The sequence below is a fragment of the Helicobacter suis genome, assembly GCF_902196135.1.
GTDB classification, from domain to species: Bacteria; Campylobacterota; Campylobacteria; order Campylobacterales; family Helicobacteraceae; genus Helicobacter; species Helicobacter suis_A.
In genome coordinates, this window is the sequence record NZ_CABIKE010000003.1 from 76,739 (window position 1) to 90,277 (window position 13,539).

The window sequence follows — 13,539 nt, forward strand, 5'->3', positions numbered from 1 at the left end:
GCTACAATTCTTGCCTTTTTGTTTTTTGCGATATGGCTTTTATGAATTTTTTGTTTTAAGGGAATTTCATGACTTTTAAGAGCAAAATTATTCTTTCACTGATAGTTCTTATCAGCTTATCTTCTATCGTGATTACCGCCGTTGCCACTTATCAAATACGAAAAGGGATTATGCAACGCACCCAAACATCTCTTTCTATGAGTGCTCATATTCTCTCTAATTTTTTAGAAGAGTGGGATAATAATATCCGCACAACTTTAGAAAGAACAGCCAAAACCTTTAATAATGTAGATTTAAGCGATACACCACGACTTAAAAAGATTCTAAGTTTTGTACAAGATGGCCTTCGATCAGCAGATGTACATGTGGCCTTTGAAGATGGGAGTATTATTAAACTTGTTGGAGAAGCGCCTGAAGGGTATGATCCTAGAACTAGGGGGTGGTATCAATACACCAAAGAGCATAAAAGGCTTTTTGTTACCCAGCCTTATATGGAGCTTTTTACAAAAAAGATGGTAATCACTTATGCTCTGCCACTAATTCAGCATGGAGTTTTTAAAGGTGTTTTAGCCTCTGATATTTATCTAGCTGATGTGTTTCACTCTATCCGTAGGTCTTTTAAGCCTAACCAACGGATACACCTCATAGATCAAAAGGGCACGATTTTAAGCTCCTCTGTTTATAAAGAGGGCACAAAATACCACGCTAACGATCCACAATTTTTACAACGCATTCTATCCACCCCATCTGGCTTTTTTGAACAGCAAGAAAAAGACGGAGAAGTAAAATTTTATATCTATGATACGATTAAGGGTTTAAATTGGAAATTTATCACCACAGTTATTAAAAAAGAAGCGCTTAAAGATTTATCAAGTATCCAGTTTTCTATGCTCAGTGGCGCATTTATTTTTTTAATTATCGCTTTGGTTGTCCTTTATGGTGTGATTCAAATCCTATTTAGACCCTTAGTTCAATTGCGTGATCTCATTGTTGGGCTTGCGTCCCAAGAGGGGGATTTAACCAAAAGATTAGCGGTTAAGGGAAAGGGCGAGATTGCGACTATCTCTGAAAATGTCAATAAACTTTTGGCTAAAATACAAGGGATTATCTCTAAAATTAAAGAAGTGAGTTCTGAGAACACTAAAATTGCTAACACCTTGCATGCTAGCTCTGTGAGTGTGCAAAAGCAAACCCAAGAGGAGAGTAAACTTATTGGGGTGGCTATGGAAAATAGTAATAATATCATTAACACGATTCTAAGCAGTGTTGCTAATGCAGATAATAACAATAAAAATCTATTGCAAACCGATAACACCCTAGAGGAGATTCGATCTAAAATCCAAATCTTGAGCAAGGATTTAGCCAATAATGCCCAACTCAGTGTAGAATTTTCTAACAATCTAGAAGAAACCTCTAAAAATACCGAGAATATCAAGGCGGTTTTAACCATCATCTCTGATATTGCCGAACAAACTAATTTATTAGCCCTCAACGCAGCTATTGAGGCCGCACGGGCGGGTGAACATGGAAGAGGCTTTGCGGTGGTGGCCGATGAAGTCAGAAAGTTAGCCGAAAAAACCCAAAAAAGTTTAACTGAAATTCATAGTACGATTAATGAAGTGGTGCAAAGTGTGGGCGATATTAGCCAAAATCTACACACCAACTCCCAAGAAATCCTTAAAACTTCTGAACTCACACATTCTTTACAAGAAATGGTAGATTCTAATGTAAAAAATATTCAGGCTGTGATTAGTGCTACAACTCAAGATGTAGAGGAATTTAAAGGGGTGGCTAGCGCGGCTAAAGTGATTGTGAATGAAATTTCAGAGATTAATAAGCTGGCTAGTTTAAGCTATGAAAATGTGCAAGATGTGGGCAAGGCTAGCACTTCTTTAAATGAAATGGCTAAAATCTTTGATACAGAACTGGGTAAGTTTAAGGTTTAATGTGCATGTAAAAAATTCTATGGCTTATTTACGCGTTATTTTAGTAGGGTTGTTACTTATCTTAGGGGGGTGCTCAGATCATAAAAAGAAAAAGCAAGTACCACAAGAGAAAGTAGAAAAACAAACCCCGCCAACTTTTCACTTTTTAGATCAACAACACCAAGAAATGCAGTTTAAAATAAACGATCAGACCCTAGAAATTAAGCCTACTAAAGTCATGCCAACTTTGATCATGGTTTTAGATTTAAGTCCGCAAATGTCCCCCTACACCCTTTTATTAGAGCATTTACAAAACCATTTTAAACAGGTGCGCTTTTTAGCTATTCTTAATAAGGCCTATCCTCAAGATCAATTAGATAGCTATGTCAAAGATCATGCCTTACACATTTCTTTACTTAATCCTATGGAAACAACTTCTTTTAGCGCGCGTTTTTCTTGGCCTCTGCCTTATTTTTTACTCTATAACGCTAAAGGAGAGCTTTTACAAAACTACCACGGGGCTATTGTGGAGGAAATGTTGTCTAAAGACCTCCAAGATTTATTAGACAATGAGGGAAAATAATGTTTAACTTTTTTAAAAAAACAATCCAAAATGTCGCTTCTTTACTTAAAAATAAAGACGCCACTTTTAGCAAGGAAAGTATAGAGGAAATTTTAATTGGTTTTGATGTGCAATATGATTTAGTTGAAAAATTACTAGAACACCTACCCGAGCAAATCAAACGCAACCATTTAGAAGTGGCTTTAATGCGTTTTTTGCGCAAAGAAAGTTATTACGATAAAGTGAGTTTAAAACCCATTGAGAGTAAACCCTTAGTGTCTTTAATTTTAGGGGTCAATGGAGCGGGCAAAACCACTACCATTGCTAAACTCGCTAAAAAACACCTTTTAAACGGGCAAAAGGTGATCTTAGGAGCGGGGGATACTTTTAGAGCGGCTGCGGTTAAACAACTCCAACTTTGGGGGGAAAAGTTACAACTAGAAGTTATTAGTGCGGGGCAAAATAGCGATCCTAGTGCACTGGCTTATAACACCATAGAAGCCGGCACAGCAAGAGGCATGGATCAAATTATCATTGATACTGCCGGGAGATTACATAACCAAACTAATCTTAAAAACGAGTTATTAAAAATCTCTAAAGTTTGTTCTAAGGCTTTAAAGGGCGCGCCCTATTATAAAATCTTGATTTTAGATGGTACGCAAGGTAGTTCAGCTTTAGAGCAGGCTAAAATTTTCCATGAAAGCTTAGAATTAGACGGGGTGATTGTAACTAAGCTTGATGGCACAAGTAAGGGGGGGTGTATTTTGAGTATTCTTTATGAATTACAATTACCTATTTTGTATTTAGGTGTAGGGGAAAAAGAAGATGATTTAATTGTCTTTGAGGAGAGGGAATATATTAAAAGCCTCTTAGATGCGATCTTTAAAACCGATGGCTAAAAAATCCCGTGTTTTTGAGTGCCAACATTGCGGGTTTATTAGCCCTAAGTGGCTAGGTAAATGCAATAATTGTAACCAATGGGAAAGTTTTATAGAGCACAGCACAGAGAAAATTAAAAGCTCTTCTTCTAAAGATGTATCTATGCCTGTTTCTATTGCTAGCATAGAACATGAAAGAATTAGTGCCTTTAGCTCTACCCAATTAGAATTAGACATTGTTTTAGGTGGGGGGATTGTACCGGGTGGGTTATATTTAATTGGAGGTAGCCCGGGGGTGGGTAAATCTACTTTGCTATTAAAAGTAGCTGGCGGGTTAGCTAAAGAGGGTTATTCCGTCTTGTATGTGAGTGGGGAGGAGAGTGCAGGACAGATTCGTTTAAGAGCGGAGCGCTTAAAATGCGTGCAAGAAGAGCTGTATTTACTCAATGAAATTAATTTAGATGTGATTAAAACTAGTTTATGTGCTAAAAATTATGCTATTTGTGTGATTGATTCGATTCAAACCCTCTATTCAAGCGCTATTAGCGCAGCCCCGGGCTCTATTTCTCAGGTACGCGAAATCACCTTTGAACTCATGCGCTTAGCTAAACAAGAACAAATCGCGATTTTTATCATCGGGCATATCACTAAAGAGGGCTCTATTGCCGGGCCTAGAGTACTTGAACACATGGTTGATAGTGTGCTTTACTTTGAGGGCGATCCAAGTAGAGAACTGCGCATTTTACGCAGCTTTAAAAACCGCTTTGGCGCGACTAGCGAGGTGGGTATTTTTCAAATGCACCAAGAGGGTTTGATCAGCGCTAAGGAAGCCTCTAGACTTTTTTTTTCACAAAAAGAGAGTTTGGCGGGTAGTGCGCTAAGTGTTGTTTTAGAGGGTTCGCGCGCGCTTATTTTAGAAATACAAGCCCTTGTATGCGAAAGCTCTTTGAATAATCCTAAACGCTTAGCCACTAGCTTTGATACTAACCGCTTACACATGCTCTTAGCTTTATTAGAGAAAAAATTAGAAATCCCGCTTAATCGTTACGATGTTTTTATTAATGTCTCTGGAGGGATTAAAATTAGCGAAACAAGCGCGGATTTGGCCGTGATTGCAAGTATTTTATCTAGCTTTAGAAACCGCCCCATTAGCAATAAAACAGCCTTTATTGGAGAAGTAGGCTTAACTGGATCTTTACAAGAAGTGCCTAACTTGAATGTGCGTTTAAAAGAGATGGAAAACTATGGTTTTTTAAAGGCCATTGTGCCTAAAAAGCCTAATATTACAACCTCCATTGCTTGCTATGAAGCTAAAGATGTGTCTAAGATCATTGAGTGGATGTAAAACCACCCCTTTAAATTCCAAGCAAAACGCGCTTGTTTTTTGGTTGGCTATAGCTATGAAGTACCCACACTTATAGACAGACTGCATTAATGCTAAAGCTAACCACTTCTACTATGTAAAGAAAGTGAAATTTTTACCAAAAAATTATTATTGCTCTAATTTCTTAGTCTTAGGCATTTGACACACCCCCACGCTCAAGCTAGGGAAATGATAGAATTATCAAAATTAAGTAAAGCTGTGGTTCTACTCTTTAGTTTGTTTAAAATTTATGCCTAGCACTTGTTAATTTGGCAAATGTAAAAATCTCTATTCTTGGGGTAGCTTATGGTGGTTTAATTATCTAAGTTATAATAGGGATTTGATCTTGTTTTAGGGGTGATTGATGGCTGCTATTTATCCTTATGTCTTGATCGTCCATTTGATTTGTGCCATTATTTTTATCGGCTATTTGTTTTTTGATGTGGTGATTTTCCCCAATGTTAAACGGCTTTTTGGCGAAGAGATTGCACAAAAGGCCGCTCAAGGCATTAGTCAGAGAGCCATTAAAATCATGCCTCTTTGTGTGCTGTTGCTCTTAATAACGGGGGGTATGATGGTAAGCCAGTATATGGGTGGAGATAAGGGATTTTTTAACACTCCCTTTCAAAAACTTCTGATGCTTAAAATCTTTCTAGCTTGTTTAATTTTTGCAATGGTAGGCACTGCACTTACTTGTAAATTTCTAGGTAAGCCCAATCCTCTAGGCTCAATTATCCATCCAGCGGTTTTAACTCTAGGCGCTTTGATTATCATTTGTGCTAAACTCATGTGGTTTGTTTGATGCGTTTTACCTACACTATCTTTCTCTTGCATAATCTTAAACTCTTTATTTGGCACGCGTTTTTGAGGCGCTGTGCTTAAGTGGTTTTAGTGGCGGTGTGAGAGGAGAGGGTGAAAGGAAACTTGTGGAAAATGAAACATTAAAACGCGATATTAAACTACGGCAATTACTCATGATTGCCTTAGGCGGGACGATTGGAACGGGCTTATTTGTAGGGACGGGGGGCAATATTGCTAATGCTGGACCCTTGGGGACTTTGATTGCCTATTTAATAGGGGGCGTGATTGTCTACTCCATTGTTTTATCTTTAGGGGAGTTAGCCAGTGTCTACCCTTCAACCGGAAGTTTTGGGGATTATGCGAGTCGCTTTATTGGCCCTGCAACAGGCTACATGGTGTTTTGGGTGTATTGGGTGGGCTGGATTATCTCTGTAGCTGTGGAATACATCGCGGTGGGGTTTTTAATGCAAAGATGGTTTCCCCATGTCCCTGTTTATTACTGGGTGAGTGCTTGCTTTGTACTTATTTTTGTACTTAATTCCTTATCTGTGCGTATTTTTGCTGAGGGGGAGTTTTTTTTAGCCTCTATTAAGGTTTTAGCTGTCTTTATTTTTATTGTTTTAGGCGTGATTGGGATTTTATACCAAGCGTATTTACATGGTTTAGGCAGTGTTTTACATAATTTTTATTTCAGTGCTGATTCCATCCATCACCTCAACCCCGGATTGTTCCCTAAGGGGAGTTATGCCATTTTTGGGGTTGTTTTAGCCGTGATCTTTGCTTATACAGGCACAGAAATTATTGGCGTAGCTGTGGGTGAAACTAAAGATCCAAGTTCTGTGATGCCAAAAGCGATTAAGGCTACATTATGGCGCATTGTCTTTTTCTTTCTAGGCTCTGTTTTTATCATTTCTGTTTTTTTGCCCATGACCGATTCAAGTATTTCACAAAGCCCCTTTGTCAACACACTAGAGCGTATCCCTTTGCCCTTTTTAGGTACGGGTATTCCCTACGCCGCAGATATTATGAATTTTGTCATCATTACCGCTATTCTTTCTACAGCTAACTCCGGTGTTTATGCTTCTAGCCGTATGATTTATGGTTTAGCCCAAAAAAAGATGTTTTTCCCTCTTTTTGCTAAACTCAATAACAAAGGAACACCTGTTTATGCGGTTTATCTTTCTATGGCATTTACCTGTTTGGGCATGCTCACTAAAATTTATGCACCCGAAAAAATCATTGAAGCCCTCATTAATCTTATTAGTTTTACCGTTATTATTGTCTGGATTAGTGTGAGCATCGCGCAGTATAATTTCCGTAAACAATTTATCGCCTCAGGCAAATCTCTTAATGATTTACCCTACCGCGCTCCATTTTTACCCTTAATCCAGTTTGTAGGAATTAGCGGGTGTGTTGTGGGGGTGATTGGGGCTTATATAGACCCTGAACAGCGCATTGGGGCTTATGCGACTTTGATCTATGTGTTTTTCTGCTATATTGCCTATTATGCAACCAAGAATAGATGGGGGTATTGCCCTCAAATGGGGCTAGATTAAACAAAGTTTAGCTATACTGGGGCGGTTTGTGTGTAAAAATAATTTAAAGGATGTTTGATGAGGTTTATGGCGTTAAGTACAGCATTAGCCGTAGCGCTAGGGGCTGCTACGATTAATATCCAAAACATGCCACCGGTACAAAAGCGCGTAGGTGCAGATAGTGGGAATAGTACTATCTATTCCTACCATGATTCTGTCAAAGAGGCAACTAAGGCTGTTGTAAATATTTCTACCCAAAAGAAAATCAAGAGCAATTTCATGGGTGGGGGAATGTTTAACGATCCTTTCTTCCAGCAATTTTTTGGGGATTTATACAACGCTATCCCTAAAGATCGCATAGAAAGGGCTTTAGGGAGTGGGGTGATCATTTCTAAAAATGGCTACATTGTTACTAATAACCATGTCATTGACGGGGCTGATAAAATTTCTGTAACCATTCCGGGGAGCAATAAAGAATATTCTGCTACTTTAGTTGGTACAGATGCAGATAGCGATTTGGCCGTCATTAAAATCAATAAAGAAAACCTACCTGTGATCCAGTTTTCAGATAGCAGTACAACTTTAGTAGGGGATTTAGTTTTTGCGATTGGTAATCCTTTTGGAGTGGGTGAAACCGTAACACAAGGCATTGTCTCAGCTTTAAACAAAACCGGAATTGGGATTAATAATTATGAAAACTTTATCCAAACCGATGCGGCGATTAATCCGGGTAACTCCGGGGGGGCATTAATTGATAGTCGCGGGGGATTAGTAGGCATTAATACCGCTATCTTATCTCGCACGGGGGGTAATCACGGCGTAGGTTTTGCCATTCCTTCTAACACAGTTAAACACATTGCAACCCAGCTTATTAGAACCGGTACGATTCATAGGGGCTATTTGGGTGTAGGGATTCAAGATGTGAGTAGCGAGTTACAAGATAGCTATAATGGTAAAGAAGGGGCTGTTGTGATTAGCATTGAAAAAGACTCACCGGCTAAAAAAGCGGGTTTGATGATCTGGGATTTAATCACTGAGGTAAATGGTAAAAGGGTCAAAAATGCGGCTGAATTGCGCAATCTCATTGGCTCTCTTGCACCTAACCAACACATCACCATTAAATACATACGCAACAAGCGAGAATACACAACAAGTCTTGTATTAGCTGAGCGCAAAAATCCCAATAAAAGAGAGACTAGTACAACCCATGAGGGCGTAAATGGCCAATTAAGCGGCATTAAAGTTGAAACCCTCACCCCTAGATTACGCAAAGAAGCGCACATTCCTGAAAATATCCATGGCGTGTTTATCCAAGATGTTAAGGATAATTCTAAAGCTCAAGAATTAGGCTTTAGACAAGGAGATGTGATCATGCAAATTGAAAATGTCAGCATTAGAAATATTGAGGATTTCAACCGTGCGCTTACACGCTATAGAAATATGACTAAACGCTTCTTGGTTTTTGATCCAAATAGAGGCTATAAACAAATTGTGGCTAAGTGAGTGTTTTAACTCAGGAGGGGATTTCTGAGGAAAAAATAGGGGCGTGTTTTAGAGATAATTTGACTTTCTTTAAAGCGCATTTGCCTAAGCTTTACGCTAAACTTTTACCCCCCCCCACTCTTTATAATCTCCTCTATGATGTAGGTGGGATCAATATTCTTAATCTTACAAATGGTACTTTACTCTTCCCTTGTTTAGAGGGCAAGCACCAGATGTTAGCCATCTCAAAAGACTGGGCAGAGCATATTTTAAATAACCCAAAATGGCAACTCCATGATAATGGGGTGAGTTTAGGCCCAAGTACGCTTTCTTTAACCAATCAAGCCTGCCAAGCTATAATTGAAGTGGTTAGTACCTATCCTTGTAGCCAAGAATACCATTTAGGACGAAATTTTTACCCGCCTACGGCTATTTATGGGCTAGCTGGAGGGCTATTTTTAGCTTTGTTATTAGAACAGGGGGCTTTTTTCCACGCGCTTTATCTTTTTGAAGAGCATATAGATTTGCTGCGCATTAGCTGTTACTTTATCAATTATAGGCAATTGTTTAACACAACCCCCCCAAATAGCTGTGTGATTAGTCTTGAAAAGCTAAATGTTAATCTATTCCAGCATATTTTTACTCATAAAAAAATCACGCATAGTTTTTTACATTTAGAATTTGACCCCTATAAAGACAAGATAAGCCAAGAAATAGCCCACCGCTTTAACATGGCTAAAAAAAGCGCCTTAAGGGGTTGGGGTAGCTTTGAAGATGAGATGTTGGGTTTAAATAACACTTTAGAAAATTTCAAGTACAACCCCTCTTTACTCCACCCAAAAAGAATCAAGCGCATAGAAATGCCTATTTGTGTTGTGGGTAATGGACCTAGTTTAAATAATCTACTTCCCTTTTTAAAAGAACATGCTAAAGAAATGGTGATCTTTAGTTGCGGTACAGCGCTTAAGGTACTTAAATCGCATGGGATTTTGGTAGATTTTCAAGTTGAAATTGAACGCATTAGTTACTTAAAAGAAGTGTTATTAAACGCTCCCCTAGGTGATACTCCTTTGATGTGTGCTAATATGATCAATCCAGAAGCTTTAAAATTAGCCAAAGAATCTTACATGTTCATGCGTGGAGGGAGCGCTAGCGGGTATATTTACCCACATTTAAGCGTAGAATATAGCGCACCCTTTGTAGGTAATGCCGGAGTAGCGCTAGCTAGCCTATTTAGTTCTACTTTAATTTTATGCGGGTTAGATTGTGGTTATATAGAAGGACAGAGCAAACATGCCAAAGGCTCTTATTATGGGGTTGAAAAGCCCTCTATCCCTCCTGATACCCTAGAGGTGCGTTCTAATTTTGAAGACACAAGAGTATTTAGCGATGGGTTATTTTTGCTCTCTCAAATGCAAATGTCTGCGCTATTTGCCAAACAAAAAATGCGGGTTTATAATCTTTCTAGCGGGGCTTTTATCAAGCATACAATCCCTACCCACCCACAAGATTTACATTTTAAACCTTATCAAAAATCCAAAGCTATCCGGCACATCAAACAAGCCTTTAAAAAAAATCAATCCCCCACTCTTTGCATAACTCCCCTAGAAACTTTTCAAACAAAACTAAAGGCTCTCTTACAAACCTCTATTACAAGTAAAAAAGACTTGTATCACTTAATAGATTGTATCAGTACTTTGAGTGTCAAAAGTATTCAAGAAGAACCTTTAGCCGGTATTCTCTTAGAGGGCTCTTTATCGCATATATGTTTACACATGCTTGTCTCTTCTTTACACCTCAAACAAAGCGACATCCCTAGTTTTTATGCACAGGCTAAAGAAATCCTATTATCCACTTTAGAGAAAATGATAGGGCGCTACCGCTGGCAAGTTTTGCAGCATAAAAGCAAAATCTAGGGCATGTTTTCAATATTGTATTTGTAGCGCTGTTTTTCTAACTCAAGCTCAAGGCGGTGTTTTTCCTCTTGAAGTAATTCTTTTTGGCTAGATAACTTTTGAATCACGCGGCTAGTGTAATAAATATTATTGGTTAAATAAATTTTAGGGGTAAAAAGAATCAAAGCAATAAATAACATGCCCAAAACCACCGCCAAAGAGGCAGGAGAAAGTCCTTGTCGCTCTTTTTGCTCATGTGCAAATAAAGCCTCCCGCTCTTTATTGCTAGTTCTAAGACGCCTCTCCTCTGTCTCTTCAATCACCCTTAAGCCCCTTTGAAATAAAACGCGCGCATTTTAGCACTCCGCGCACGCCTATTCTCTTGAATTGCCTTTTTACTAGGAATAATGGGTTTTTTAAAGAGCAAAACCCCTCTGTTTTGCGCCCATTCTTTAAAGGCGTGTTTGACTTTTCTATCCTCTAAAGAGTGGAAAGAGATGATACATACAATCGCCTCCTCTAAACTTTGCACACACTCTAAAAGCTGATCTAAATTGTGCATTTCTGAGTTAACTTCCATTCTAATAGCCTGAAAGATCAAGGTAGCGGGGTGGTGCTTGCTATGGCGGCTATGCTGGCTTATAAAATCTGCAAAGTCTTTGGCGCTATAAAAGGGTCTATTTTGCACAATCAGATTAGCCATTTTCTTAGGCGCATATACCTCTCCTGCTTGCAAAATCTTTTCTAAGGCATAGGTGCTATAGGTGTTAATCACTTTAGAGGCATCTAAGCTTTGATGAGTGTCCATACGCATATCTAAAGTGGGGGCGTTAAAACTAAAACCACGATCTAAACGATCTAATTGTAAAGAACTCACCCCCAAATCTGCTAAAACCCCACAAATACGATTTTCCTTTAAAAGAGAGGGTAGAATAGTCGCAAAATTCCCGCTTTTAAAGGAAAAACGATGTGCAAAGGGTGTGAGCTTTTCTAAGGCTTGCTCACTAGCCTCTTTATCTCTTTCTATGCCAATAACGCGCAGATTTGGGTAGGTTTGGAGTAAGGCTAGGGTATGCCCGCCTAAACCTAGAGTGCAGTCTATTAAAACAGGCTCTAAATGGGATTTAATCACTTCTTGAAAAATAGCAACAACTTCTTCTAATAAAACACTTTGGTGCAGATACTTTCCTTTTATGGGTGCATGGGCATAAGCCGAGTTCTGTCGTGGGTGGTTATTTATCTGTGGATGGGTTTTACAACCCACCTCTTGCGAAGTGCCGCATTTAAGACTCTACCATGCACTTCTTGCTACGGATTGGGTTTACCTAAGCCAACCCCAATTACTTGGGGTGCGGTGGGCTCTTACCCCACCTTTTCACCCTTACTCTAAAAAGAGCGGTTCTTTTCTGTGGCACTTTCCCTTAGCTTACGCTAGCCATCCGTTAAATGGAATCCTGTCTTGAGTAGCTCGGACTTTCCTCTTTGGTTTGACCCAAAGCAACCACCGCCCATGCAAGGGCGCATTATAAAGTAAAATTTCTTAGAAAACAAGCATTATAATTCACTTTCTGGCAAAATCTTAGACCAATTTTTAATAAAGCGCAAAAAAGGCGAAGTGTCCGGGGGCTTAATATGGCGCACCACCTGCCCACCCTCCACCCCCTCCCACACTAAACGCGAATGGAGTGCATGTTTTTCTAAGAGCAAATGCCAACTAGCGCGCATTTGATCTTGCATGCGCTGCTGTAAATAAGTAGCAAAATCGCTATTATCAAACACCACCACCGATTCGGTGTTGATATTAGCCGAGCGCGCATCTAAATTAAAACTACCTATCCAAGTTTTTTGCCCATCAAAAATCAAGGTTTTACTGTGCAAAGAATTTTTTAAACGGCCTTTGATCTTGAGTTTAAGCCCCTTACGGGTGTATTTGACATAGTGGAAAAAATCACTCTTAGTCTCATAAACATTAGCCCCTGCCTTGACCAGTTTTTTAGCATACCGTTCCCACGCCCCATAAACCACAATGGCATCTGTGGAGGCTAGCGAATTAGTCAAGATATTTACCTCTAGGCCTTGATCAAGCTTTTCTGTTAAAAGTTTAAGAAGAGTGGGGCCGGGGATAAGATAGGAGGAGGCGATGTATAAAGAATTAGTGGTTTGTTTGAGAATATCTTGGAGGGCTTGATTAATAGGCGAGTGGGGTTTAAGATCATGGATTTTAAAAGGGCTATCGGCAATAAAAGAGGCTTGCCCCTCATAAGCTTTATTTCTCTTATGAAGGAGTTTTTCTATAAAGGCTTCTACCTGCTCATCATAGCTATTTTGCTCGCCTAAAAGCAATTTAGAAAGGCTGTGGCTGTAGTTTTTGGCGTATTTTTTTAACTTAGCATGGCTTGGTAGCAGGTTAGCAGGGACAGCATCTTTACAATTCCAATAATCTAAAAAACTTTTCTTAGCCTGTAAACTCACAGCCCCTAAAAACAGCGCGTCGGTGTCTAAAAAATTCTCTTCTAAATCATTATCAAAATAAACATCTGCAATATTACGCCCCCCAATAACCAAAGCCACATTATCCACAATAAAAATCTTGTTGTGCATCCGTTTTTCAATCTGATCGTAATTGGCCATGATCTCAAAATAGCGCAGACCTTTATTGCGGATATGATAGGGGTTAAAGATTTTAACATCAATATTAGGGTGGGTATTAAGCATAATAATATCTGACATGTCTGAATCTAGCCCATTATCATCAATGAGTAGCCGCACTTTTACACCTCTATTAGCCGCTTTGTAGAGCTCAGACATCATCACCCGCGAAGAGATGTCGTTTTTATATAAATAAGTTTGGATATCTATATTGTGCACAGCTAAACGAATGAGTGCGATGCGCTGCAAAAGGGCTTTATCGCCCTCTTGTAAAATAAAACCTAAGCTTTTGAGTGGGTCTTTTTGTAAAGTCTTTGCATAAATCTGCCCTAAAGGAGTTTGCAGAGGGTCATAGGTTTCTAGGCTTTTGTAGGGTTCTTTTAATGTTTTAAGAGAGAGACAGCCACTTAATAAAAGGCTTATACAGATACATAAAAACCGCCACAACT

Annotated in this window: 11 protein-coding genes and 1 other RNA gene; 8 read left to right on the top strand and 4 right to left on the bottom strand. The window is 39.1% G+C overall.

Going from position 1 to position 13,539, the window contains the following annotated elements; translation table 11 throughout:
• The first annotated feature begins 68 nt into the window (after positions 1-68).
• The 8 genes from G6Q06_RS03015 (at position 69) to G6Q06_RS03050 (ending at position 10,462) form a co-directional block, all read left to right on the top strand.
• A complete protein-coding gene (locus G6Q06_RS03015) occupies positions 69-1,946 on the top strand; it encodes a methyl-accepting chemotaxis protein (protein WP_240329179.1) in 1,878 nt (625 codons plus the stop codon).
• 1 nt (position 1,947) lies between these two features.
• Positions 1,948-2,508, top strand: coding sequence for a hypothetical protein (locus G6Q06_RS08530; RefSeq protein WP_240329180.1), 561 nt, complete (start codon positions 1,948-1,950; stop codon positions 2,506-2,508).
• A complete protein-coding gene (gene ftsY, locus G6Q06_RS03025; protein ID WP_163565680.1) occupies positions 2,508-3,386 on the top strand; it encodes a signal recognition particle-docking protein FtsY in 879 nt (292 codons plus the stop codon). Before G6Q06_RS08530 ends, ftsY begins: the two co-directional genes overlap by 1 nt.
• Positions 3,379-4,710: a DNA repair protein RadA gene (gene radA / locus G6Q06_RS03030; protein WP_163565734.1), complete on the top strand. Its 1,332-nt coding sequence runs from the start codon at positions 3,379-3,381 to the stop codon at positions 4,708-4,710. Before ftsY ends, radA begins: the two co-directional genes overlap by 8 nt.
• 382 nt (positions 4,711-5,092) lie before the next feature.
• Positions 5,093-5,530: a CopD family copper resistance protein gene (locus tag G6Q06_RS03035; RefSeq protein ID WP_205435810.1), complete on the top strand. Its 438-nt coding sequence runs from the start codon at positions 5,093-5,095 to the stop codon at positions 5,528-5,530.
• A gap of 124 nt (positions 5,531-5,654) precedes the next feature.
• The gene (locus G6Q06_RS03040) at positions 5,655-7,085 is read left to right on the top strand and encodes an amino acid permease (RefSeq protein ID WP_275896944.1); all 1,431 of its coding nucleotides are present in this window, start codon (positions 5,655-5,657) and stop codon (positions 7,083-7,085) included.
• A gap of 57 nt (positions 7,086-7,142) precedes the next feature.
• Positions 7,143-8,567, top strand: a complete 1,425-nt coding sequence (locus tag G6Q06_RS03045) for a Do family serine endopeptidase (protein WP_205426725.1) — start codon at positions 7,143-7,145, stop codon at positions 8,565-8,567.
• Entirely contained in the window at positions 8,564-10,462 is a 1,899-nt protein-coding gene (locus tag G6Q06_RS03050; RefSeq protein ID WP_163565682.1) for a 6-hydroxymethylpterin diphosphokinase MptE-like protein, read from the top strand. The genes G6Q06_RS03045 and G6Q06_RS03050 overlap by 4 nt, the downstream gene beginning before the upstream one ends.
• Here G6Q06_RS03050 and G6Q06_RS03055 read toward each other — a convergent pair.
• The 4 genes from G6Q06_RS03055 to G6Q06_RS03070 all read right to left on the bottom strand — a co-directional run bounded on the left by G6Q06_RS03055 (position 10,459) and on the right by G6Q06_RS03070 (position 13,537).
• Positions 10,459-10,764, bottom strand: coding sequence for a hypothetical protein (locus tag G6Q06_RS03055; protein ID WP_163533745.1), 306 nt, complete (start codon positions 10,762-10,764; stop codon positions 10,459-10,461). The genes G6Q06_RS03050 and G6Q06_RS03055 overlap by 4 nt on opposite strands.
• 2 nt (positions 10,765-10,766) lie before the next feature.
• On the bottom strand, positions 10,767-11,621 hold the full coding sequence (gene rsmH / locus G6Q06_RS03060; RefSeq protein WP_163565735.1) for a 16S rRNA (cytosine(1402)-N(4))-methyltransferase RsmH: 855 nt from the start codon (positions 11,619-11,621) through the stop codon (positions 10,767-10,769).
• Positions 11,622-11,634: 13 nt separating this feature from the next.
• Positions 11,635-11,957, bottom strand: an RNA gene (rnpB, locus tag G6Q06_RS03065) — RNase P RNA component class A.
• Between the two features lie 38 nt (positions 11,958-11,995).
• On the bottom strand, positions 11,996-13,537 hold the full coding sequence (locus tag G6Q06_RS03070) for a phospholipase D family protein (RefSeq protein ID WP_163565683.1): 1,542 nt from the start codon (positions 13,535-13,537) through the stop codon (positions 11,996-11,998).
• Positions 13,538-13,539: the final 2 nt, after the last annotated feature.